Source organism: Streptomyces deccanensis (assembly GCF_022385335.1).
In the GTDB taxonomy this organism is placed as follows: domain Bacteria; phylum Actinomycetota; class Actinomycetes; order Streptomycetales; family Streptomycetaceae; genus Streptomyces; species Streptomyces deccanensis.
In genome coordinates, this window is the sequence record NZ_CP092431.1 from 9,930,111 (window position 1) to 9,948,758 (window position 18,648).

General features: G+C 70.4%; 20 protein-coding genes. 9 read left to right on the forward strand and 11 right to left on the reverse strand.

The genetic code is table 11. The features are described from left to right. Nucleotides 1-110 precede the first annotated feature (110 nt). On the forward strand, nt 111-647 hold the full coding sequence (locus L3078_RS43665; RefSeq protein WP_239760022.1) for a hypothetical protein: 537 nt from the start codon (nt 111-113) through the stop codon (nt 645-647). A gap of 92 nt (nt 648-739) precedes the next feature. On the opposite strand, the gene L3078_RS43670 is transcribed toward L3078_RS43665, so the two are convergent. The 5 genes from L3078_RS43670 to L3078_RS43690 all read right to left on the reverse strand — a co-directional run bounded on the left by L3078_RS43670 (nt 740) and on the right by L3078_RS43690 (nt 5,474). Then, nucleotides 740-1,363, reverse strand: coding sequence for a hypothetical protein (locus L3078_RS43670; RefSeq protein ID WP_239760023.1), 624 nt, complete (start codon nt 1,361-1,363; stop codon nt 740-742). Nucleotides 1,364-1,577: 214 nt separating this feature from the next. Then, nucleotides 1,578-2,831: an FAD-dependent oxidoreductase gene (locus L3078_RS43675; protein ID WP_239760024.1), complete on the reverse strand. Its 1,254-nt coding sequence runs from the start codon at nt 2,829-2,831 to the stop codon at nt 1,578-1,580. 17 nt (nt 2,832-2,848) lie between these two features. Further along, a complete protein-coding gene (locus L3078_RS43680; protein WP_239760025.1) occupies nt 2,849-3,490 on the reverse strand; it encodes a maleylpyruvate isomerase family mycothiol-dependent enzyme in 642 nt (213 codons plus the stop codon). Continuing rightward, the gene (locus L3078_RS43685; protein WP_239760026.1) at nt 3,487-4,323 is read right to left on the reverse strand and encodes a fumarylacetoacetate hydrolase family protein; all 837 of its coding nucleotides are present in this window, start codon (nt 4,321-4,323) and stop codon (nt 3,487-3,489) included. The genes L3078_RS43680 and L3078_RS43685 overlap by 4 nt, the downstream gene beginning before the upstream one ends. Then, the gene (locus L3078_RS43690) at nt 4,320-5,474 is read right to left on the reverse strand and encodes a cupin domain-containing protein (RefSeq protein ID WP_239760027.1); all 1,155 of its coding nucleotides are present in this window, start codon (nt 5,472-5,474) and stop codon (nt 4,320-4,322) included. Before L3078_RS43690 ends, L3078_RS43685 begins: the two co-directional genes overlap by 4 nt. Nucleotides 5,475-5,563: 89 nt before the next feature. Between L3078_RS43690 and L3078_RS43695 the strand changes: the two genes are divergently transcribed. Then, entirely contained in the window at nt 5,564-6,313 is a 750-nt protein-coding gene (locus tag L3078_RS43695) for an IclR family transcriptional regulator (protein ID WP_338059555.1), read from the forward strand. 43 nt (nt 6,314-6,356) lie between these two features. On the opposite strand, the gene L3078_RS43700 is transcribed toward L3078_RS43695, so the two are convergent. From L3078_RS43700 to L3078_RS43710, 3 genes are all read right to left on the reverse strand, one after another. Continuing rightward, nucleotides 6,357-6,734, reverse strand: coding sequence for a DUF805 domain-containing protein (locus L3078_RS43700; protein ID WP_239760029.1), 378 nt, complete (start codon nt 6,732-6,734; stop codon nt 6,357-6,359). Between the two features lie 122 nt (nt 6,735-6,856). Further along, nucleotides 6,857-7,810 carry an alpha/beta hydrolase gene (locus L3078_RS43705; protein WP_239760030.1) on the reverse strand — a complete coding sequence of 318 codons (954 nt, stop codon included), beginning with the start codon at nt 7,808-7,810 and terminating at the stop codon, nt 6,857-6,859. 61 nt (nt 7,811-7,871) lie between these two features. After that, nucleotides 7,872-8,546 (reverse strand): SDR family NAD(P)-dependent oxidoreductase, encoded by a 675-nt coding sequence (locus L3078_RS43710; RefSeq protein WP_239760031.1) that lies wholly within the window; start codon nt 8,544-8,546, stop codon nt 7,872-7,874. Between the two features lie 150 nt (nt 8,547-8,696). Between L3078_RS43710 and L3078_RS43715 the strand changes: the two genes are divergently transcribed. The 5 genes from L3078_RS43715 (at nt 8,697) to L3078_RS43735 (ending at nt 14,365) form a co-directional block, all read left to right on the forward strand. After that, on the forward strand, nt 8,697-9,443 hold the full coding sequence (locus tag L3078_RS43715; RefSeq protein WP_239760032.1) for a TetR/AcrR family transcriptional regulator: 747 nt from the start codon (nt 8,697-8,699) through the stop codon (nt 9,441-9,443). A gap of 155 nt (nt 9,444-9,598) precedes the next feature. Next, nucleotides 9,599-11,065 (forward strand): C4-dicarboxylate transporter DctA, encoded by a 1,467-nt coding sequence (gene dctA, locus L3078_RS43720; protein ID WP_239760033.1) that lies wholly within the window; start codon nt 9,599-9,601, stop codon nt 11,063-11,065. Beyond that, entirely contained in the window at nt 11,065-12,216 is a 1,152-nt protein-coding gene (locus L3078_RS43725; protein ID WP_239760034.1) for a glycerate kinase, read from the forward strand. Before dctA ends, L3078_RS43725 begins: the two co-directional genes overlap by 1 nt. A gap of 41 nt (nt 12,217-12,257) precedes the next feature. Next, entirely contained in the window at nt 12,258-13,157 is a 900-nt protein-coding gene (locus L3078_RS43730; protein ID WP_239760035.1) for a LysR family transcriptional regulator, read from the forward strand. A gap of 113 nt (nt 13,158-13,270) precedes the next feature. Continuing rightward, a complete protein-coding gene (locus tag L3078_RS43735) occupies nt 13,271-14,365 on the forward strand; it encodes a tartrate dehydrogenase (protein ID WP_239760036.1) in 1,095 nt (364 codons plus the stop codon). A gap of 651 nt (nt 14,366-15,016) precedes the next feature. Here L3078_RS43735 and L3078_RS43740 read toward each other — a convergent pair. Beyond that, nucleotides 15,017-15,640, reverse strand: coding sequence for a class I SAM-dependent methyltransferase (locus tag L3078_RS43740; protein ID WP_239760037.1), 624 nt, complete (start codon nt 15,638-15,640; stop codon nt 15,017-15,019). Nucleotides 15,641-15,965: 325 nt separating this feature from the next. On the opposite strand from L3078_RS43740, the gene L3078_RS43745 reads away from it, so the two are divergent. After that, complete coding sequence (locus L3078_RS43745; RefSeq protein ID WP_239760038.1) at nt 15,966-16,349, forward strand: hypothetical protein; 384 nt, start codon at nt 15,966-15,968, stop codon at nt 16,347-16,349. A gap of 106 nt (nt 16,350-16,455) precedes the next feature. Here L3078_RS43745 and L3078_RS45035 read toward each other — a convergent pair whose 3' ends face one another. Continuing rightward, on the reverse strand, nt 16,456-16,575 hold the full coding sequence (locus L3078_RS45035; protein ID WP_392314884.1) for a hypothetical protein: 120 nt from the start codon (nt 16,573-16,575) through the stop codon (nt 16,456-16,458). A 129-nt stretch (nt 16,576-16,704) separates the two neighbouring features. Further along, nucleotides 16,705-17,700, reverse strand: coding sequence for a GlxA family transcriptional regulator (locus tag L3078_RS43750; RefSeq protein WP_239760039.1), 996 nt, complete (start codon nt 17,698-17,700; stop codon nt 16,705-16,707). Between the two features lie 122 nt (nt 17,701-17,822). On the opposite strand from L3078_RS43750, the gene L3078_RS43755 reads away from it, so the two are divergent. Beyond that, entirely contained in the window at nt 17,823-18,647 is an 825-nt protein-coding gene (locus L3078_RS43755; protein ID WP_239760040.1) for a dienelactone hydrolase family protein, read from the forward strand. Nucleotide 18,648: the final 1 nt, after the last annotated feature.

Sequence of the window (18,648 nt, forward strand, 5' to 3'; positions counted from 1 at the left end):
CTGGCCTCCTTTCGGGCACAACCACCCTGCTGACCCCGCGTGGTGGCGTGTTCCCTGCGGCCGGGTGGGGTGAGCATGTGGCAGCCCTGTTCGCGCACCGAGGGGATGCGATGCCCGACCGCGCCGACCGTGACCGCCCCGAGGGCGTCGCGGCGAGGGAGACCCTGTGGCGACAGCCGTCGGAGCAGTGGCTGTTCAGCGGCATCTACGGACTGGTGCTGGCCAGCGCCATGGCGGCCGCGCTGGACGGGACGGGAGAGGAGGCCGATCCCGGTGCGGACGCGCTGTGGGTGCTGATCACCGCGCTGGCGTCCGCTGCGGCCCATGGGTACGCGCACGTCATCGCCCAGCGTGCGTCCGGCGCCGGCGCGGCCACCACCAGCAGACTGCGGTCGGTGTGCGCCGAGTGGCCCTTGGTCGCCGCAGTGCTGCCCACGGTGGGGGTACTGCTCGGCGCGGTGGCCGGGTGGTGGGCGGAGGACACCGCGGTGGACACGGCCCTGCTGTTCAACACCGCCGCCCTGTTCGGCCTGGGCGCCTGGGCCGCCCGCAGGGCCGGGCGTGGATGGCCGTCCTCGTGCCGGGCAGGGGGCCTGGACATGTTGATCGGTCTAGTGATCATCATGCTGAACGCCCTGATCCATTAGCTGCCGTCGAGTGCCATGTCGGTGAGCGGGGCCGTCCTTCCGCCCCGAGAGGGGGGGGAGGACGGCCCGGCGCGTTTCCGGTGGCGGCCCGGTCAGTACAGCTTGTTGACGGCCGTGGTCGTGGTCTTCTTGAAGGCGGCCACGGGCGCGCCTGTGAAGTCGCCCAGCTGCTGCCACTGAACGACGGTGACGGTCCTGCCGTCCCGTCCCACCGACATCAGGGCAACGTCGTTGGCGCCCCCGGACGTCTCGACGTTCACGCCGCGGACATGGGCGCCCTCCTCGACCGGCAGCGTGCCGTAGTCCCTGCCCTCGGTGTCCACGTCGGGCGAGCCCGCCTCGAGGCGGTCGGCGCAGATGCGGAACAGATCGTCGTAGTGCTTCGCCAGGCCCTTGGCCAGAGCGGGTGTGCTCGCCACGACGGTCAGCTGCACGGCATTGGTGTCCACGTCGGTCCGGAACTCCCGGTGCCGGTAGACGTAGTCGGCCACGTTCTCCGTGTGGAAGCAGAGGTCGAGCGACGCCGGGACCCCCTCCTTGACCGGCCCGGCGGTCCAGGCCGACGACGCGTGCGGCGGCAGCTGGGACGCCGACAGGAACTTCGGCGCAGCGGCCTTCGACGCGGCGCCGGCGGCCGGCGCCGTCAGGACCGAGCCGGCCGCGAGGGCGACGACGGCGAGTGCGGTGAGAGCGCTGGTTCGGATGCGCATGGACATGGGTGTTCCCCCGTGAATGAGTGACTGGTGCGTGGACATGGATGCCCCGGCGAGCCCGGCTGGTCGGCCCGGACCTGCTCGGTGCGACACCAAGAGCATCAGCGGTCACGACGACCGGACGCAACAGCCGACGGCGCTTCGAGCCAGGTGGAACCATCCCACCCCATCCGACCTGCGCATACATGGGTGCCTGGGATGCCGTCACGGGCCTCCGCTACCTCTGGACGAGGGTGCGCGGCAGGTCCGGCAACTGATCCGGCGTCAGCGCCGTCGGTCCGTAGACCCAGTCGGTGAAGGTGTAGTCGTACGGGTCGCGGGAGCACAGCAGAGCGTTGCGCCGCAGCCGTTCGATGCCGTCGAGGTGCCACAGTCGGCCCCACGCACGTGCGGTGAGGACCACCCGTCGACAGTGTTCGGCGCGGACGGCCTCGTAGGCGGTGAGCGCCGTCTCCCAGTCGACGCCGGAGGAGTGCCCGGTGCGCTGCCGACGCCCGGCACGCACGTGTTCGGCCAGGACCCAGCCGTCCTCGATGGCCATGACGGCGCCCTGTGCCATGTACTGCAGCGGGGGATGCGCGGCGTCACCGAGCAGTGCGATCCGGCCGGTCACCCACTTCTGGATCGGATCACGGTCGTACATACGCCACCAGCGGTCACGCCACATCAGCGGCAGCCCCGCGTGGATCTGGGCACACGTTCCCTCGAAGGCCCGGTCGAGCTCGTCGGGGGTGCCCCAGTCCTCCTCGCCGGCCAGCGCCTTGGGCGACTCGAAGACGGCGACCTGGTTGAACATCTCGCCGCCGCGCAGCGGGTACTGCACGAAGTGGCAACGCGGGCCGACGTAGACCACGACGTCCTTCTCGTGCACCTTGTGGGCGCGTACCTGATCGAAGGAGACCGCGCCGCGATAGGAGACGTAGGCCGAGTTCACCAACTCGTCGGCCACGACGAGCGGGCGGGCCACCGAGTGCAGCCCGTCGGCGGCGATGACGGCCTCGGCCTCGTCGGTCGTGCCGTCGGCGAAGGTGACCCGGGCTCCGTACGGGGTGTTCTCGTACGCGGTGCAGTGGGCGCCGTTGACCAGCTCCACGTCCGCCCGTCGGCAGGCGCGCAGGAGGATGCCGTGCAGGTCGCCGCGGTGGATCACCAGGTACGGCGAGCCGTAGCGGCGCTCCAGGTCCGCCAGGTCGAGGAAGGTCAGCTCCTCGGCGTCCAAGGCGTCCTTCATCACGATGCGCTCGGGCACCACGCCCAGTGAGCGGGCCTCGTCGAGGAGCCCGTGGGCGAGGAGGATCCGCGTGGCGTTGGGGGCGAGTTGCAGGCCCGCCCCGACCTCGCCGAACTCCGCGGCCCGCTCGTACAGGCGCACCCTCAGTCCCTGACGGGTGAGCGCCAGCGCGGTGGAGAGTCCGCCGATCCCGCCGCCGACGACCAGGACGTCGGGGCGGGGGGCCTCTGCCGTGTTCAAGCCGTTCACCTGGGCGGTCACAGCCACGGTGGCAGGGGTTCGGCGGGGGAGCCGTCGACAGTGGTCACGTCCGTGGAGGGGCGGCCCGCCAGATACGCGGTGACCTCCGCAGGTCGACCGCGTACAGCGGGAGTGCTCTCGCCGCGCCTGGTGCCGATGTCGTCGCGCAGGGCGGTGAGGAAGTCCTCCGGCAGATCGGTGAAGCGCACGTCGGCGTCGAGGTCGACGGCGTGCACCATGACCTCTCTGCCGCGCAGCCAGGGGATGTCGGAGGCCGGCACCGTGCGTCCCTGCGCGGTGACCACTTCGGCGTGCCACTGGGCGTCGGTCAGGCGGGCCATGGCGTCGTGCAGCGTCTGCGCGGACCGCTCGAACCACGCGGTGAGCCGGTCCGCGGGCAGGCGCGCCCCCGACTCGATGCCGGCGTTCCGCTGTTCCGGGGAGGAGTACATGGGGGTGCGCTCACCGGTGCGTGCCCAGTGCACCAGGTTGCCGAGCGCCTCGGCGTTGCCGGCCAGGTGGGCCACCACGTGCCCCCGGCTCCAGCCGGGCAGCAGCGAGGGCGCGCCGTACGAGGCGTCGTCGAACCCGGCGAGGGCCTTGCGGCACAGGTCGGTGCCTTCGGTGACCCAGGCGAGCGCCGTCCGCAGGTCGGTCATGCCGCTCCCTCGGTGATCACGCGGTTCTCCAGGCGGCCCAGACCCTCGATCTCGGTGACCACGGTGTCGCCCTCCCGCAGGTAGACCTGGGGCGTGCGGGCGTGGCCGACGCCGCCCGGTGTGCCGGTGGCGATGATGTCGCCCGGGTTCAGCCGGATCATCGTGGACACGTACCGCACCAGGTCGACCGGGTCGAAGAGCAGGTCGCCGGTGTTGTCCTGCTGCATCAGCTGCCCGTTCACCTCGCAGCGGATGTCGAGCGAGGGGCGCGGGCCGCCGACCTCGTCCGGTGTCACGAGGCAGGGGCCGAGGGGGGTGGTGGAGTCCCAGTTCTTGCCCTGCAGCCACTCGCGGGTACGGAACTGCCAGTCACGGCAGGTGATGTCGTTGAGCACCGTGAAGCCCGCGATGGCCGCCGCGGCCTCCGCCTCGTCGGCACGCCGGACCTGCCGGCCCACGACCACGGCGAGTTCGGCCTCCCAGTCGAACTGCTCGGTCTCGACGGGACGGTGGATGTCGTCGCGGGCGCCGACGAGGGTGTCGGCGAACTTGCTGAAAAGGGTGGGGTGATCCGGCAGATCGCGGCCCATCTCCTTGATGTGGTTCCGGTAGTTGAGTCCCACGCAGACGATCTTGCCGGGACGCGGCACCAGGGGCGCGAACACCGCGTCGGCGGCGGACAGTATCGTTCCCTCGGTCCGCGCCGCCGTGTCGAGACCGCAGGGCGCCGCCAGGACCGCACCCACGTCCGGCAGTCCGAGATCGATGAGCGAGTCACCCTCGACCCGGACGGCTGCGGTCCGGCCTTCGAGGCGGATGGTGGCGAGCTTCACGCGTGTGTCTCCTCGGTGTGGGCGCGGAACAGGTCGAGCTTGGTGAAGATCGGAGCGTCACTGAACTGGAACAGGTCGAGCGCTCCGGAGTCCGAGTCCGACGGCGACGCCTGCGACCGGATCGACAGCGGGGTCCACGACGGGACGACGAAGAGGTCGCCGCGGGTGACCGACCAGGTGAGGCCGCCCGCGGTCACCTGGCCCGAGCCGTCGAACACCTGGTACACGGACGACCCGGTCTCCCGTCGCGGGGCGGTCTCCGCGCCGCTGAGGATGCGGTGGAACTGCGCGCGGATGGTCGGCAGGACGTCGCCGCCGTGGACGGGATCGGTGTAGCGGACCAGTGCGTGACCGGGCTCGACGGTGCCGGGGTGTCCCGCGCGCTCCAGTTCCAACTGGTCGGTCAACGCGGCGTCGGTGTCCGCCCAGCGGTGGCACAGCAGCGGCGTGCCCTGCCCGCGGCCGAGCCGGGAGACCGGCACCAGCCCCGGGTGACCCCACAGCCGCTCGGAGCGGGAACGGTCGGGCGTCGCGTGCTCCTCCTCGGACAGCCGGTCGCGTCCGAAGTCGAAGAACTGCGCCTCGATGCCGTACTGGAAGGGGATGTCGAGGCCGTCGATCCAGGCCATGGGCCGGTCGGCGGCGTTGTGGTGCGCGTGCCAGTGCATGCCGGTCTGCGGCAGGAAGTCGCCGCGGCGCATGGGTACCGGGTCGCCCTCCACGACCGTCCACACGCCCTCGCCCTCGACGACGAACCGGAACGCGTTCTGGGTGTGGCGGTGCTCGGGCGCGTCCTCGCCCGGCATCAGGTACTGAATGGCAGCCCACAGGGTCGGCGTGGCGTACGGCCTGCCGCCCAGACTCGGGTTGGCCAGGGCCATCGCGCGCCGTTCGCCGCCCCGGCCGACCGGAACCAGGTCGCCGGAGCGGCCGGCCAGGTCGAGCAGCGTCTTCCATTCCCACCGGTGGGGCCGGGCCTTCGAGCGCGGCTGCTCGGGCATCAGGTCCCCGATCCGGGTCCACAGCGGCACCAGCAGGGCCTGCTCGAATCCTCGGTACAGGTCTTCGAGCGCGGGCGTCACCGGCGGCTGGTCCGGCCCTTCCTCGGCGATCAGTGAGACGGGGGAGGCCCCGTCGCGGAGTGCGGTCATACGCAGACCGTGCTCCGCGCGGCACCTCCCGGAACAGTGGATTCTGCTCAGCAGAACACCATGAGAGGGTGGCCGTCATGGTGAGGTCGATGAAGAATCCGCCGTCGTACGGCGTGACGAGCGTGGACCACGCTCTGCAGCTGGCGGTCATTCTGCAGGTCGAAGGGCCCCTCACGGTCTCCGAGGCCGCCCGACGGATCGGAGTGGCCCGTTCCAGCGCCCATCGCCTGCTGTCCACGCTCGTCTACCGCGACTTCGCGGTTCAGGACGAGGACCGCAGCTACCGGGTGGGCCCCGTTCTCGAGATCGCGGCCCAGGCGCACTCGAACGTCTCGGCCCTCCGGGCGGCTGCGCTCGGCCCGCTGCGCACCCTGGTCGACACCGTCGACGAGACCGCGAACCTGAGCATCCGCACCGGGCGCACCGCGCGGTTCGTCGCCTCGGTCGAGTGCTCACAGGCGCTGCGGGTGGGCAGCCGCGAGGGCATGGTGTTTCCCGCACACCTGGTGACCGGGGGCCTGGTCATGCTGGCGGCCCTCACCGACGAGGAAGTGGACGCGCTGTACGCGGGCGCTCCCACGAGTCCGTCCGATGAGCGCCCGGACCTGGACAAGCTGCGCGATGAGCTCCGAGCGGTCCGGCGCAGCGGTGTGGCCCTCAACCTGGAGCGCTCCGAACGCGGCCTGGTCGCGCTCGGCCGCGGTGTGACCGACTCCCGCGGCAACACGGTCGCCGCGGTGTCGGTCTCCCTGCCGAGCGTGCGCTACGAGCCGGAGCGCGTCCGGGAACTCGCCACGGCCCTGGCCACCGCGGCGGAGCGCATACGCGCGGCGCTCTGACGCGTGACGCGCGGCACGGTGCCGGCGGGCCCGCCGGGTGGCCTCAGCCGACGAGGCCGACGACGGCCTTGGGGGAGGGGCCGTACCGGTTGGTCTCCGGGTCACTGTCCACGGCCATGGTCACCAGGTAGATCACCGGACCGACCACGGGGATGAGGGCGACGAGCATCCTCCAGCCCGGCTTGCCGGTGTCGTGCAGTCGACGGACGGAGACGCTCACCATGGGCACGATGAACGGCAGGAGAAGGACACTCAGGAGCGGGGTCTCGGCCCCGACGGCGAGTGCGGCGACGGCGCCGGTGGCGATCACATAGAGCACTGAGAACCACCAGTACTCCGCGCGCCGGGCGCGCCCGGAGAACGTGGCGTACTTCGCGGTGAGGCACACGCGTACCGCGTCGGCGAACGACATGCTGGTCATGGCGACTCTTTCAGAGGAACGTCGGGGTGGGGGAGCTGATCAGGTGGACAGGTCGGCCGGAGTCGTCGTACGTCGCGTTCGATGCCATGCGGCGGCGACCTCGATACGCGGAGCCGAACGTGTCAGCCGCCTCGGACTCCGAGGCCGCGGCGCAGGGCCGCGAGCGTGTCGGTGAGAATGCGTTGGCCCGTCGTCGACTCGGGGATGATGCCCCCGTGCAGGACGCCGGGGTAGAGGGCGAGTTCGGTGGGGACGTCGGCGTGGGAGAGGCGTTGGGCGTAGTCGACGTCCTCGTCACGGAACGCGTCGTACTGGCAGGCGGTGACGAACGCGGGCGGCAGCCCGGACAGATCCTGGGCGCGGGCGGGGGCCGCATAGGGAGAGACCTCGGCGGTGCCCCGGCGCCCCTCGCCGAGGTAGCAGTCCCAACTGACCTTGCTGGAACGGCTGTTCCACAGCGGTACGTCGTCGTAGTCCCGCATCGACGGCGTCCGGAGGCGGTCGTCCAGTTCGGCGACGCCCAGGTACTGGAAGCAGAGCGCGGGTCCGCCGCGGTCGCGCGCGAGGAGGGTCACGGCGGCGGCGAGGCCGCCTCCCGCGCTCTCCCCGGCGATGCCGAGGCGGCCGGGGTCGATGCCCAGCTCGCTCGCCGACTTCGCGGTCCACTCCAGGGCCGCGTAGCAGTCCTCCAGCCCGGCGGGGAAGGGGTGTTCCGGCGCGAGTCGGTACTCGACGGAGACCACGACCGTCCCGACCTCGGCGGCGATGCGGGTGGCCTGGGCGTCGAACTGCTCGACGCTGCCCATGATGAACCCGCCGCCGTGGATGTAGAGCAGGCCCGGCAGTAGACCGTCGCGCTCGGCGGGCGCGTAGACGCGGACCATGACGTCGGGTGCGCCCTCGGGCCCGGGGACGGTGATGTCACGGGTGGTGATCGGGATGTCCGGCTCGTAGGACGGCAGTCCGGCTCGAACCGCTGCCTCACCCATGGCGCGAAGTTCACGGAAGTCCGCGAACGGTCCGCTCGGGATCATCGTGAGCCAGGGCGTGATCTCGGGGTCGAATGCGTAGGTCATGAAGTCACCTCGAAGGGACGGGGCGAGGACGGCGGCCAAGGGCTGCGGGGCCGGTGGGTGGTCAGAGGCTGAAGACGAGTTCGGCCTGGTCGCGCTTGGTGGTGTGCAGGTCCCAGTAGACGGGGGAGATCTCCTCGGGCTGGGCCGTCGGGAATCCGGGGACGGCGGGGGTGCCGATCGAGACGTCGATGCCGACGTGGGCGGCCTGGACGCCGGTGCCGTCGAGTTCCTTGTGCAGGTTCACGGCCCAGTTGCGCAGCGCCGCGGCGGCGGCGTTGACGTTGCCGACCTGCGGGACGGGGTCGATGGAGCCCGCGCCCGTGGTGTAGAGCAGGGTGCCCGCGCCGGCCTCCCGCATCGCCGGCAGCACCGCCCTGGTGGCGGCGATCGCCCCGTAGAGCTGGAACTCGATCTCGTGCTGGACGTGGGCCGGTTCGGCCTCGGTGGGCGTGACCAGGGTCGTGGTCAGGGCCGCGACCGGGGAGTACTCCAGGACGTCGATGCCACCGAACCGGGCGGCGGCGTCCTTGAGGGCCTGGGTGAGTGCGTCGCGGTCGAGTACGTCCGCGGGGAACGCGGCGGCGGTGGCGCCCTCCGCGCTGAGCTTGTCCACGAGCGTGTCGAGGTTCTCGCGGCTGCGGGAGATCAGGGCGACCTCGAAGCCCTGAGTGCCGAAGGTACGGGCAATGGCCAGGCCGAGCTGGGGGCCGGCCCCGATGATGGCGATGCTGGACATGATGATCCTTTCCGGAGGGGGACGAAGAACAACAGGGAGAGGTATCCGGTAAGCCCTATCCGTTTCGTGAGCGGATAGGGCTTACCGGTTAACTGGAGCAACCGTACCAGTAAAACTGGATAGGTCAATCCGGTTGCTACACTTCCGTGCATGACCCCTGGTGACCAGCACTCCGACACCCCTGCCGGGCAGTCCCTGCGCAGCGACGCCGAGCGCAACAGGGAGCGGATCATCGCCGCCGCCCGCACGGTCTTCGCACGGGACGGTTTGCATGCCTCCATGGCCTCGGTCGCCCGGGAGGCGGGGGTGGGGATCGCCACCATGTTCCGGCGTTTCCCGACCAAGGCGGAGCTGGTCGACGCGGTCTTCATCGACCGCATGGTCGCCTACGCCGACGCGGTCACCACCGCTCTCGCGGACCCCGACCCCTGGCACGGCTTCGTCGGCTACATCGAGAGCGCGTGCGCGATGCAGGCCGCCGACTACGGCTTCGCCGACGTACTGACCACGACCTTTCCCTCCGCCAAGGCCCTGGAGTGCCGCCGCGACGAGGCGTACGAGGGCATGGTCGAACTCATCGGCCGCGCGAAGGCCACCGGCCGCCTCCGGGAGGACTTCGACCCCTCGGACCTGGTACTGATCCACATGGCCAACGCCGGCGTCGTCAACGCCACCGGCGACGCCGCTCCCGACGCCTGGCGACGCGTCGTCGCCCTGCTGATCCAGTCCTTCGAGGCCCCCGCCCGCGGCCCCCTGCCCCCCTCGCCCGGGCACGAGGCCCTCTACCAGGCCATGCTGCGCCCCGCCTCCACGGATGCCGCGGCGCCAGGAACAGGCGCGTCCCGTACCACCCGGGGGGCCGACGAAAACGGTCAGAGCGGCCCTGCGCCCGAGTGACGCGGACGCCGCCACCCTGCGCGCCCACCGATAGGCCCGGCCTATACGGGGCATCGATTTTTGGTCGTGGACCCCCCGCCCGGCCGCCCGGTTCACTGTGGCGCAAGCTGGCGCGCGCCGATCGGGCTCGGTGTCGCGCGATCAGGGAGGCTGCAATGACGCATACCCCGGGCAACGGACGAGCCGAACAGGCCGTACGTATCGCGGCGAAGCCGTGGTACCGGCAGTTGTACGTCCAGGTGCTGGTGGCGATCGTGATCGGCATCGTGCTGGGCTGGCGGTGGCCGGATCTGGCCACCGACATGGAGCCGATCGGCACGACGTTCATCACCGCGATGAAGATGCTCATCGGACCGATCGTCTTCCTGACGATCATCGGCGGCATCGCCGGCGTCGCGGACCTGAAGAAGGTAGGACGCACGGGCATCAAGGCGCTGACCTACTTCCAGGTCGGCACCATCGTCGCCCTGCTCACCGGCCTCGTGGCGATCAACCTCTTCCGACTCGGCGACGGCGTGCACGCCGACCCGTCGACGCTCCAGACCTCGGGCGACGCGAGCCAGTACATCGAGCAGGGGGAGCACCAGCACTGGTGGGAGTTCCTCACCGACATCGTGCCGGACAGCTTCTTCGGCCCGTTCGTCGAGGGGAAGATCCTCCAGGTCATCTTCCTGGCCGTCGTCTTCGGCATCGCCATCAAGCTGGTCGGGAGGACGGGCGAACCGATCATCGCGGCCGTCGGGCGACTGACCGAGGTCGTCTTCAAGGTCCTGTCCTTCGTCATGAAGGCCGCGCCGCTGGGTGCCTTCGGCGCGATGTCGTACGCCATCGGGAAGTTCGGCCTGTCCACGCTGACCAGCCTCGGCTCGCTGATCCTCCTCTTCTACGTCACCTCGGCGCTGTTCGTCGTGGTGGTGCTCGGCGGTGTGCTCGCCCTGTACGTGCGGCTGAACATCTTCCAGCTCTTCCGCTACTTCAAGGAGGAGTTCTGGCTGATCCTCGGCACCTCGACCGCCGAGCCCGCGCTGCCCGGCCTGATGCGCAAGATGCAGTTCATGGGGGCGGAGCGGTCCACGGTCGGACTGGTGGTGCCGACCGGCTACAGTTTCAACCTCGACGGCGCGGCGATCTACCTCTCGCTGGCCACCCTCTACATCGCCCAGGCCACCGACACCTCCCTGTCCATCGGCCAGCAACTCGGGCTCCTGGCCGTCATGTTGCTGACCTCCAAGGGGGCGGCGGGCGTCGCGGGCGGTGGCTTCATCGCGCTCACCGCGACGTTGTCGACGGTCGGCACAGTCCCCGCCGCGGGCATCATGCTCATCTTCGGCATCGACAAGTTCATGTCGGAGTGCCGGGCGCTGGTGAACTTCTTCGGCAACGCCGTGGCCACCTTGTTCATCGCCAGGTGGGAGAACGGCCTGGACCTGGAGCGGGCCCGGCTGGTGCTGTCCGGCAAGGCGGGGGAACCGCCGTTGACCACCGAGGCCGATGACGTCGGCAGCAAGGCCGCAGACGCCGGCACCGGCACCGGAGCCGGAGCGGGGCCCGAGGCGGAGGACGAGGGTGTCCGGCCGGTCGCCGCGTCCTCCGCTCCCAAGGCCGTCCAGGTGACGCCCTGATGGTGTCCGTGCTGGTCGCCCCGGACAAGTTCAAGGGCTCCCTCAGTGCCGACGAGGTGGCCCGCGCCCTGGAGCGCGGGCTGCTGGAAGCCGCCCCCGGGGCCCGGGTCACCCGCCTCCCGCTGGCGGACGGCGGGGAAGGAAGCGTGGCCGCCGCCTGCGCGGGTCGGTTCGGCCCGGAGAAGGTCACGGTGACCGGGCCGACCGGCCTGCCCGTCACGGCCGAACTCGCGGTGCACGGCCGTACCGTCCTCATCGAGGCGGCGGCCGTCTGCGGACTCGGCGTGCTGCCGGACGGCCACAAGGCGCCGCTCACGGCCACCAGTTGGGGCGTCGGCCAGGCCCTCCACCACGCACTGGCAGCCGGCGCGGACACCATCGTCCTCGCGCTCGGCGGGGTCGCCACCACCGACGGCGGCGCGGGCCTCCTGCAGTCCCTCGGCGCGCGGCTGACCCGACAGGACGGCGGGCCGATCGGGCCGGGCGGCGCGGGACTCGCCGATCTCCATACGGCCGACATCGCCGAGGCCCGCGCGGCCCTGGCGGGAGTCGACCTCGTCCTCGCCACCGATGTGGACAACCCGCTGCTCGGGACGACGGGCACGGCCGCCGTGTACGGCCCGCAGAAAGGGGCGACCCCGGGCGAGGTGCGGCAACTGGACGACGCGCTCACCGGCTTCGTACGGCGACTGGAAGCGGGCGGAGTCGCGGAGGCGGTACGACACGCCGTCGCCCCCGGGGCCGGCGCGGCCGGGGGACTGGGGTACGCCGGCATGCTCCTCGGAGGGCGGACGTGCTCGGGTGCCGACTACTTCCTCACTCTTCTCGGCGCCGATGACCTGCTGGCCGCGAGCGACTTCGTCGTGACCGGCGAAGGCAGCCTCGACGAGCAGTCCCTGTCGGGCAAACTGCCGGTCGCGCTCGCCCGGCGGGCCCGCCGGCTCGGCGTGGCGGTGCACGCGGTGGCCGGCCGCTGCACCCTGCCCGAGGACCGGACCGCCGCCCACTTCCGTTCCGTACAGGCCCTGACGGACCTGACCGATCAGGACAGCGCGCGGGACGGCGAACTGTCCGCGCGCCTGCTCGCCCGGTGCGGGCGCAGCCTCGCCGACCGCTGGATCGGACGCGGAGGGACGGAAGCCGGCAGGTAGGCTCGCTCCGCCTTCGGACCAGCACAGAGCGGAGAGGTGCCGTGGACGCCCGGCAACTGGAGTACTTCCTGGCCATCGTCGAGCACGGCGGCTTCAGCAAGGCCGCCGCCGCCCTCCATGTCGCCCAGCCGTCGTTGTCGCAGGCGATGGCGAACCTGGAGGCCGATCTCGGGGTGGCTCTCTTCCACCGGGTCGGCCGGGGCGTCGTCCTGAGCGAGGCCGGCCGGGAACTGCTGGAGCCGAGCCGGCGCGTCCTGCGCGACCTGGCCGCCGTACGCGACACCGCCACCGCGCTCGCCGGTCTGCACGGCGGCACGGTCGAGGTCGCCACCATGCCCTCGCCCGGCATCGAACCGCTCACCACGCTCATCCACCGCTTCGCCGACCTGCACCCGGCGGTGACCGTGAGCACGCATGCCGCCTTCACCCCGGACGAAGTGGTCGCGCTGGTCCGCAGCGGCGCCTGCGAGCTGGGCCTCCTCGGCAGTGCGAGCCCCGTCCACCCGACCGGCCTCGACGTGCTGCACGTCGAGGACCAGCCGTTCGTGGTCGTCGCCGCGCCCGGCGGGGCGATCGAGGACGACGTCACCCTCCGTCCCCAGGACCTGGCCGGACAGAAACTCATCGCCTCGCGCACCGGCAGCCTGATGCGGCACATCGTCGACGACATCACCGCGGGCGGCACCGGGACGGAGATCGTGACGGTCGTCGACCACCGCACGTCCATCCTGCCGCTGGTCCTGACCGGCGTCGGGATCGCGGTGCTTCCGTCGTCCTGGACCCGGCTGGCCCGCCGCTGCGGGGCGGTCGTGGCACCGCTGGCGCCGACCGCTCACCTCCACGTGGCCATGGTCAGCCTGCCGGCGCACCTCACACCGGCCGCGCGGGCGTTCCTCGCCCTCACCAGGTCGTTGGCCGGTCGGCGGACCCCCGCCGCCTGACGCGGAATCGATCGGCTCCGCCTATACGTGCCATCGAAAGCAGGTCTTGGACGCACCACCGCAGCGCTGTGTTGACTCGAAAGCGACCGCACGACAGCGAGCCGGAGGCACCCATGACAGCCGCACCCCGCACGTTCCGCATCGCCGCCATCCCCGCCGACGGGGTGGGCAAGGAAGTCGTCGCCGCCGGCCGGGCCGTCCTGGACGCGCTGGCCGACGGCTCCCGGAACTCGGCGGACCCCTTCGCCTTCGCCTGGGAGGAGTTCCCCTGGGGCTGCGAGTTCTACGAGCGCACCGGCAAGATGATCGACGACGACGGTCTGGAGCGGCTGAAGAACTTCGACGCCATCTACTTCGGCGCCGTCGGCTGGCCCACCGTCCCCGACCACATCAGCCTGTGGGGCCTGCGCCTGAAGATCTGCCAGAACTTCGACCAGTGGGCCAACGTCCGCCCCGTGCACTTCCTGCCGGGCGTCCAGAGCCCGCTGCGCAAGGCCGACGACACGGACCTCGACTGGGTCGTCGTCCGCGAGAACAGCGAGGGCGAGTACGCGGGCCTCGGCGGCCGGAACCTCGGCGGGCGTGGTCCGGGCGGTGAAGTCGCCGTCCAGTCCGCGCTGTTCACCGAGGTCGGCTGCGAACGCATCATGCGGTTCGCCTTCGACCTGGCCCGCACGCGCAGCCGCCGCAAGGTCTCCTCGGTGACCAAGAGCAACGCCCAGCAGTACGGCATGGTGCTGTGGGACGACGTCTTCAAGCGCGTCGCGCTCGACTACCCGGACGTGGAGACGGAGAGCGTGCTGGTGGACGCGATGTCGGCGAAGTTCGTCCTGCGCCCCGAGGACCTGTCGGTCGTCGTCGCCTCCAACCTGAACGCGGACATCCTCTCCGACCTCGGCAGCGCCCTGGCGGGCAGCCTGGGCCTGGCGGCGAGCGCCAACCTCAACCCCGAGCGCCGCTTCCCCAGCATGTTCGAGCCCGTCCACGGCTCCGCCCCGGACATCGCGGGGCAGGGCCTGGCCAACCCCATCGGCGCGGTCGGCAGCGCCGCGCTGATGCTGGAGCACTTCGGCCTGCCGGACCAGGCGGCCCGCCTTCAGAAGGCGATCGAGACGACGACCGCGGCGGGCGTCCTCACCCGCGACGTCGGCGGCACGGCCACGACGGAGGACGTGACCAAGGCCCTGATCGACGCCCTCGACATCTGACCGCGCTGTACCCAACCGCCTTCGCTCACCTCCGGGTGTCCGGCCCCCACGGCCGCGCACGTCGGCGAGAGCCGCGCGGGGATGAGGGGTGCCGGTAGGGCGTGACGCACCGGCACCCTTGCTTTTATCAGCGAGGTTTCCCCACGTGACCAGGCCTCTCAGCCGACGCCGTCCGCTCGTCACCGGCGCGAGTGTCGTGCTCGGCTCGGGCGCAGACGCCGCCACGGCATCTCCCGCCGCGGCGCCCGCCAGTTCCTGAGGGACGGAGGGTGCCGAGGAGACCCGCTCGCTCGACGAGCTCGACCCATCCGCCCTCGCGCAGGGCGGAAAGCTCGTGATCCACGCGGGCGGTGACGTCTCGACGCAGGGCGGACGGCCTTCGCAACGGGTTCAGCGGCCCCTTCCCCGGGATCGATGGCGGAGCGCCTCCCTTTCTTCGGTCTCGGCGGCTCCGGCACGCTGCTGGCCTCCGGGCCCGTTACGTGGGTGCTCCCCGACGCGTCGACCCAGGAACGTCGCCCCGGCCGAGCTGTACCTCAACGCGGCAACGGCTCACGTCCGAACGGCCTACCTTGTCGACCCGTTTCGTGGAGCCACGGGACGGACGGGTCCTGCTTTGCTGCTCGGCTCCCACGGCGGATCTCTGCTCTGTCACAGCGGACGTCGTGCCCAGAACAGCGCATGGCCGCCGTTCCCTTCGGGGGCGAATTCTTCCTGCTCAACCGTCAGTCCCGCGCGGGTGATCCAGACACGGTTGGTGTCGGCATCTGCGTGGCTCCACCACATGGCAACTCCGCTGTCCAGCCAGTTCTCGTCCACGCCGGTCCACTCATACTGACCCGTGCTGCAGAGAAACCAGCCGCCGGGTCGGAGCCACGTTGCGATCCTTTCCAGGAGCGCACGCTGTTCGTCCTGCGGGATATGAATGAGGGCATAGAGAGACACGACTGCATCGAAGGATCCGCCCGGGAAGGCCACCGACGTGGCGTCGGCCCTGATGAAGTCGGCATGCGGCACGAGCTTCTGGGCCCGCCGGATCTGCACCTCGCTGATGTCGACGCCTGTGACGTGGTGTCCTGCCGCCACAAGGTCACGAACGACCGGCGCTCCGCTGCCGCAACCCAAGTCCAGCACTCTGCTGCCTTTCCCGAGCCGCGCGTTCAGGCCGGCGATCCAGGATCGGTACTTCGTGTCGGATTCATACGTCTCGTCATAGCGCAGTGACAACGCGTCATATCCACGCCGAACCAGATCCTTTGGATCTTCAACAGTCACAGCCAAGCACGCTAACGCCCTTGGCCTGCACTCAGCCAACCCTTTTCCCATCGATATTGTCGAGGTCTACTGATCGCCAAGTTAGGGGCCGCGTTCCGGATGGGCGTGAAAGTGCGATTTCGGTGCTCCTGCCCGGGGTTGGTGTGAGGCAAGTGAGTGGGAGCGGGTACCATCCTGGTCATGTCTGGTGATCTCCAAGGGGGAGGCCCGTGCCGTGAAAATGCGGTGATGGGAGGGCGGTCGGCTGATCCGGGGTGGCTGTTGAACGCCGACCGGGGACAGATGCTGGCGGCACCGAATGCTTGAGCCCTTCGAGATCTCTTTCATGGACAGCCTGTCGTGGGATGAACTGCGCACAGCTCTGTCGGAGCACTTGAAAACGCCGATCGAAAACGTGGTCATGTTTGGCGATTGGCTGGATCTACCGCCGCAGAGGCAGGGCGAAACGACAAGCCTGGACATCATCCGGCAGGAAAGTGGGTACCGAACGCTTGTCGACGGTACGTCCCCGCTGAATGTATGTGGTGAGAAGCTCGGCTTCCTCGCAGCAGCGCTGGCCATGAATTTCTCGACGAGTGTCGCGATCGGTGACTACACGCATGACTGCGGATACGCATGTGGGCGATTCATCGTCTACCAGCCCGACGGGAAAACGTTCTCCGCACGAGAAAAATTGGACCGCGAATTCTGGGATCTCGAGCTCGGGTAACGCAGGACCGGGTGGAAAAGCGGCGATGTTGGTCCAGCCGTCGTGCGTTCGCGGAACACGTCGAGCAGGTAGTCGCCTGTGACCGGATCGCGCAGCCACGTCTGGTCTACGGCGGCCAGCACCTCCGGTGTGGCGTCCTCCCGAGGGCGTCCGGGGTGACCCAGATGTCTCCATGCGCGCGCGTCTGGCTGCCGCGGAACAGGTCCAGCGCCCAGCCCGCGGTCACGTGCCAGGGAGTGCTGATCCCGGCCAACCGCTGCGCGACCTCGCACGGGGTCCAGCAGGAGCCGCATCACGTAGCGGGTCCCGCGCTGCGCGTGACCGTCTCGGCCGAGTGCTGAGGTTTGCCGGGCGATCACGAAGAGGCCCGTTCGCGGCGGAAGCCTGCTCGATAGTCGGTGGGGCGGACTCCGAAGTGTCGGGTGAAGAGCCTGGCGAAGGTGCCGTGGTCGCGGTATCCGACTTCCAGATGGATTTGGCGGGCGGTCAGATCCGTGCTTTCCAGCAGGTGTTGGGCTCTGCGCATCCGGGCCCGTTGCAGGTGCACGAGAGGCGACTCGCCGGTCTCCTGCTTGTAGCGTCGTAGCAGGGTCCGCGTACTGACGTGGAAGTGCTCGGCGAGCGCGGGCAGGTTGTATCGATCCTGTAGGTGCTGGTCGAGGAAACGTTGCACCTGGGCGGAGAAGCCGTCGCCCGAGGTGGGCAGGAGCTCGTCGTCGACGTAAGGGGCCTGGGACACGCGTGCGTCATCGATCAGCGCGATCCGAGCCGTACGGCGTGCCGCGGTGCGCCCGCAATGACGTTGGATGAGGGTCAGCACGAAGTCGTACATCGCGCTGAAGGCCGCCGTCGTGGTGACCCCGGCGTCACTGACGACCAACTCCCGTGGCACGACATCGGCATCGGGATACCTCCGGGCGAGTCGGCTCGCGAACAACCAGGCGGTCGTGGCCCGTCGCCCCGCGAGGAGGCCGGCCTCGCCGAGCAGGAACGCACCGACGCAGATCGACACCACGGCGATTCCCCGGTCGGCGTGTGCGCGGATCGCTTCGACTTCCGGCCGCAGGGCGTCCAGCCCGAGGGCCGGGTCCATTCCCGGAGCCGGTTCGAAACCCGGCACCACGAGGACGTCGACGTCTCGCGGCGGGACCACCCCGAGCGCGACCCCGCCCGAGGCGATGACACGCCGTCTGGGCGAGATCACGACGGCTTCGAACGGTGTGGGCGAGCCCCCGCCCGCCCGGCTGACGTGGCTGCCCATCGTCAGCAGATCGACGACCCCGAACACCTCCGACGCGAAGCAGCCCGGGTAGGCCAGCACACCTACCCGCAGCGGACCGGACGACCGCATGAGGCAGCTCCTTTCGGCACCCGGCGTGGCGGGATCACCCAGGAGTATGGCGATCCCGCCCCTCGGCCGGAAGGTCCCGCCCGGCCAGAATTGCCCCGACATCCCGTCGGGAGGAGCCGGCCATGACCAGCAGCGAAGCGCAGCACGATGATCCGTTGACCGACTTCCACCGTCGCGAGATGGCGTTCAGTGGCGTGAGCAAGGCCGTGCACGTCGCCGGAGGCGGTCCTGCGGTGATCGTGATGCCGGAGATGCCGGGCATCAGTCCCGACGTCGCCCGCTTCGCCCGTTGGGTGCGCGACGCCGGCTTCACGGTCTACGTGCCGTCGCTGTTCGGCACGGACGGCGCTTGTCCGACGGCGGGTCACAGCACGTCGGTGATGAAGCGAGCCTGCGTGAGCGAGGAGTTCCGGGTCTTCGCGGGCGGCGGCACCAGCCCTGTCGTGGACTGGCTCCGTGCCCTGGCGCGGCGGGCGCACGGCGAGTGCGGTGGCCCGGGTGCCGGCGTGGTGGGCATGTGCTTCACCGGGAACTTCGCCCTCACGATGACGCTCGAGCCCTCCGTGATCGCTCCGGTCGTCAACCATCCGTCGCTTCCCCTCGACGACCCGGCCGGGCTGGAGCTCTCGCCGGCGGACGCAGTGGCGATCAGGGAGCGTTTCGAGCGTGATGACCTCAGGGCCCTGGGCTATCGGTTCGACAACGACCGCTGGTGCACCGGTCAGCGTTTCGCCGCCTACTCCGCCCTGCTGGGCGAGCGCTTCGACGGCCGGGTCGTGAGTGGCGCCGCCGCGAACACCGCGCCACCGCCGTTCTTCAAGGACGTCGTCGGTACGCCGCACAGCGTGGTGACCGCCCACCTGGTCGACGAGGAGGGACACCCCACCATCCGCGCGCGCGATGAGATCATCGCATTCCTCCTGTCGCGCCTGACGGTCGACGTATGAG

Coding starts and splice junctions, on each gene's coding strand:
- dctA (WP_239760033.1), top strand. CDS start 9,599: ATGACGCATACCCCGGGCAACGGACGAGCCGAACAGGCCGTACGTATC.
- L3078_RS43670 (WP_239760023.1), bottom strand. CDS start 1,363: ATGTCCATGCGCATCCGAACCAGCGCTCTCACCGCACTCGCCGTCGTC.
- L3078_RS43755 (WP_239760040.1), top strand. CDS start 17,823: ATGACCAGCAGCGAAGCGCAGCACGATGATCCGTTGACCGACTTCCAC.
- L3078_RS43690 (WP_239760027.1), bottom strand. CDS start 5,474: ATGACCGCACTCCGCGACGGGGCCTCCCCCGTCTCACTGATCGCCGAG.
- L3078_RS43705 (WP_239760030.1), bottom strand. CDS start 7,810: ATGACCTACGCATTCGACCCCGAGATCACGCCCTGGCTCACGATGATC.
- L3078_RS43665 (WP_239760022.1), top strand. CDS start 111: ATGCCCGACCGCGCCGACCGTGACCGCCCCGAGGGCGTCGCGGCGAGG.
- L3078_RS43715 (WP_239760032.1), top strand. CDS start 8,697: ATGACCCCTGGTGACCAGCACTCCGACACCCCTGCCGGGCAGTCCCTG.
- L3078_RS43735 (WP_239760036.1), top strand. CDS start 13,271: ATGACAGCCGCACCCCGCACGTTCCGCATCGCCGCCATCCCCGCCGAC.
- L3078_RS43695 (WP_338059555.1), top strand. CDS start 5,564: ATGAAGAATCCGCCGTCGTACGGCGTGACGAGCGTGGACCACGCTCTG.
- L3078_RS43700 (WP_239760029.1), bottom strand. CDS start 6,734: ATGACCAGCATGTCGTTCGCCGACGCGGTACGCGTGTGCCTCACCGCG.
- L3078_RS43725 (WP_239760034.1), top strand. CDS start 11,065: ATGGTGTCCGTGCTGGTCGCCCCGGACAAGTTCAAGGGCTCCCTCAGT.
- L3078_RS43710 (WP_239760031.1), bottom strand. CDS start 8,546: ATGTCCAGCATCGCCATCATCGGGGCCGGCCCCCAGCTCGGCCTGGCC.
- L3078_RS43745 (WP_239760038.1), top strand. CDS start 15,966: ATGGACAGCCTGTCGTGGGATGAACTGCGCACAGCTCTGTCGGAGCAC.
- L3078_RS43680 (WP_239760025.1), bottom strand. CDS start 3,490: ATGACCGACCTGCGGACGGCGCTCGCCTGGGTCACCGAAGGCACCGAC.
- L3078_RS43750 (WP_239760039.1), bottom strand. CDS start 17,700: ATGCGGTCGTCCGGTCCGCTGCGGGTAGGTGTGCTGGCCTACCCGGGC.